The sequence below is a fragment of the Sediminibacterium sp. TEGAF015 genome (genome assembly GCF_025997995.1).
In the GTDB taxonomy this organism is placed as follows: Bacteria; Bacteroidota; Bacteroidia; order Chitinophagales; family Chitinophagaceae; genus Sediminibacterium.
Genome location: NZ_AP026683.1, coordinates 55,001 through 57,500, shown reverse-complemented (window position 1 = coordinate 57,500; position 2,500 = coordinate 55,001). Strand labels below are relative to the sequence as shown.

Here is a 2,500-nt window from a genome sequence, read left to right as displayed (position 1 = left end):
TTCTGGCTGATCTATATCCAACGCATTAACTACATAATTCATAGGAAAAATAAAGACATTAAAGAATAATGACCAACCTGATTAAAGAAGAAAGATTAAAGAAGAACATGACGCAGACAGAATTGGCAGAGTTGGTAAATGTATCCAGACAAACAATCTTCTCAATAGAAACCAACAAATACATTCCATCTATCCTGCTCGCTTTGAAGATTGCAAAAGTTTTGGGAAAGAAAGTAGAATTCTTATTCCACTTATCTGATCAAGATTAAAATGGTTACTAATAAATCTGATGAAACTGAATGAGACTTATGAACGATTAAATAGCTAAACAAAGAACAATTAATCTACATTTATAAGTCTACAACAGAAATACAAACATAGATTTAGTCTATTATCAAGTATTGAGCCAGAGGCGAAAATTAAGAAGGAGAGGAAGAATCTGTATGTATCTTCTGTTATAGGGGCAAAAAAAAACCTCAATCTTTCGATTGAGGTTCAATAAATATGGCAGCTACCTACTCTCCCAGCTAGATGCGAGTACCATCGGCCATGGGGGACTTAACTTCTCTGTTCGGAATGGGAAGAGGTGAACACCCCCGGCAAAACCACCATAAAATCTTGGGTCATACGACCTTAATATTTTACATATTGGAAAGGAAAAAAACAAAACATAAAAAAATAAAGCTTACGGGCAATTAGTACTACTTGGCTTTGTTGTTACCAACTTTACACCTATAGCCTATCAACGTCGTAGTCTTCGACGACCCTTAAAAGTAAACTCATCTTGTGGAAGGTTTCACGCTTAGATGCTTTCAGCGTTTATCCTTGCCGTACATAGCTACTCTGCATTACACCTGGCGGCATAACAGATACACCAGCGGTACGTACAACCCGGTCCTCTCGTACTAAGGTCATGTCCACTCAATTTACTAGCGCCCACCACAGATAGGGACCGAACTGTCTTGCGACGTTCTGAACCCAGTTCACGTGCCACTTTAATCGGCGAACAGCCGAACCCTTGGGACCTTCTCCAGCCCCAGGATGTGACGAACCGACATCGAGGTGCCAAACCTTACCGTCGATATGAGCTCTTGGGTAAGATCAGCCTGTTATCCCCGGAGTACCTTTTATCCTTTGAGCGATGGCCCTTCCATACAGAACCACCGGATCACTTTAGCCAGCTTTCGCTCCTGCTCGACGTGTTTGTCTCACAGTCAAGCACCCTTTTACTAATGCGCTCTGCGTACGATTACCAACCGTACTGAGGGTACCTTTGCGAGCCTCCGTTACTTTTTAGGAGGCGACCACCCCAGTCAAACTACCCACCATGCAATGTCCCCTTGTTCAGGGTTAGGTTCTAAGCAACAAAAGGTTGGTATTTCAACGATGACTCCACAATGCCTGGCGACACTGCTTCATAGTCTCCCAACTATCCTACACATTTGTTGCTCAAAATCAATGCAAAGTTGTAGTGAAGGTTCACGGGGTCTTTCCGTCCCGTGGCGGGTAACCGGCATCTTCACCGATACTACAATTTCACCGGGCTCGTGGAGGAGACAGTGTACAACTCATTAGACCATTCGTGCAGGTCGGAACTTACCCGACAAGGAATTTCGCTACCTTAGGACCGTTATAGTTACGGCCGCCGTTTACTGGGGCTTCAGTCAGGAGCTTTGACTTGCGTCGAACACCCTTCCTTAACCTTCCAGCACCGGGCAGGTTTCAGGCTCTATACGTCAACTTACGTTTTTGCAGGGCCCTGTGTTTTTGTTAAACAGTTGGTTGTACCATTTTACTGTGACCATCTCGCGATGGTACGCTTTATCCCGAAGTTACAGCGTTAATTTGCCTAGTTCCTTCTCCACGGCTCACCCGAGCGCGTTAGAATACTCATCCCGTCTACCTGTGTCGGATTCCGGTACTGGCTGCTATGCTCGCTTTTCTTGGCAGGGATTTTATGATTTCGCTTCGTCCGAAGACTCCACTCAGGCGTACACTTCCGTCCGTACGCAATCACCACGTCCCTGCGTCACTTTTAATGCATAGTAGGTGAAGGAATATTAACCTTCTTTCCATCAGATGCCCCTTTCGGGTTTTCCTAAGGACCAGACTAACCCTGATCCGATTAACGTTGATCAGGAAACCTTAGACTTTTCGCGTTAAAGTTTTTCACTTTAATTATCGTTACTTATGCCTACATTTTCTTTTGAAATCGCTCCAGCATATCTCGCGATACACCTTCTGTGCAGATTTCAATGCTCCCCTACCACTCTAGCAAGCTAGAATTTAGAACTTCGGTTCGTAGTTTGATGCCCGATTATTTTCCGTGCAGGATCTCTCGACCAGTGAGCTGTTACGCACTCTTTAAATGAATGGCTGCTTCCAAGCCAACATCCTGGCTGTTATAGAAATCCCACCTCGTTTGATCAACTTAACTACGTATTAGGGACCTTAGTTGCTAATCTGGGTTATTTCCCTCTCGGCCCTGGACCTTAGCGCC

General features: G+C 44.5%; 1 protein-coding gene and 2 rRNA genes (1 of these 3 only partly in view). 1 reads left to right on the top strand and 2 read right to left on the bottom strand.

Features of this window, described 5'->3' with window-relative positions:
• Nucleotides 1-68 precede the first annotated feature (68 nt).
• Nucleotides 69-269, top strand: coding sequence for a helix-turn-helix transcriptional regulator (locus TEGAF0_RS00215; protein ID WP_272501741.1), 201 nt, complete (start codon nucleotides 69-71; stop codon nucleotides 267-269).
• A gap of 233 nt (nucleotides 270-502) precedes the next feature.
• On the opposite strand, the gene rrf is transcribed toward TEGAF0_RS00215, so the two are convergent.
• Together rrf and TEGAF0_RS00205 are read right to left on the bottom strand one after the other, a co-directional pair.
• Nucleotides 503-613 (bottom strand): 5S ribosomal RNA (gene rrf, locus TEGAF0_RS00210).
• Nucleotides 614-675: 62 nt separating this feature from the next.
• Nucleotides 676-2,500, bottom strand: a 23S ribosomal RNA gene (locus TEGAF0_RS00205); it runs 975 nt beyond the window's last position.

Excerpts from the sequence above, each read along its gene's own strand:
- TEGAF0_RS00215 (WP_272501741.1), top strand. The coding sequence starts at position 69 with ATGACCAACCTGATTAAAGAAGAAAGATTAAAGAAGAACATGACGCAG.